General features: G+C 47.6%; 1 pseudogene. It reads left to right on the top strand.

Annotated features, from left to right (window positions below):
- Positions 1-636, top strand: a pseudogene (gene vmeJ / locus R7Q11_RS27220) (multidrug efflux RND transporter periplasmic adaptor subunit VmeJ); the annotation flags it as partial.

Raw genomic sequence — 636 nt, 5'->3', positions numbered from 1 at the left:
CAGTAAAACGATAGAACTTTATGGCCGAACCGCACCTAATCGCCAAGCTCGTCTTGGTGCAGAAGTGGCCGGCAAAATTGTCAGTCTCAACATCAATAAAGGGCAACTTGTTAAGCAAGGACAAGTGATTGCTAACATTGATAAGCGGGATTTGGACAGTCAGCTCAAACGCGCTCAGGCCATGCTGCGAGTGAAAGAAAAGGAGTTTAATGCCGCAAAATCGCTCAAAAGCAGGGGGTTACAAGGCGAGGTGGCCTTTGCGACTGCGGAAGCCGCGTTAGTCGATGCAAGAGCGAACCTCAATAATGTCCAAACCGCTCTCAAGAATACCGAAGTTAAAGCGCCCTTTGATGGCATTGTTGATCATCATTTTGTCGAAGTGGGTGACTTTGTCGGTGTGGGCGACCCAATAGCGACAGTGATTGATTTAGAGACTCTGGTTATTGAAGCCGACGTTAGCGAGCGCCATATCCAGTATCGTAAAGAAGGTCTTCAAGCGGATGTCAGAACTATCAATGGTCAGCATCACTTGGGGATTTTACGTTATATTGGTCGCGTTTCCTCCGCATCGACCAATACGTTTCCGATTGAAATCGAAATAGATAATCGCAATTCGCTCATCCCTGCGGGGATCAG

The sequence above is a fragment of the Vibrio sp. 970 genome, assembly GCF_033339075.1.
The sequence above is the reverse complement of the archived record's forward strand: the minus strand, read 5'-3'. Positions and strand labels throughout refer to the sequence as shown.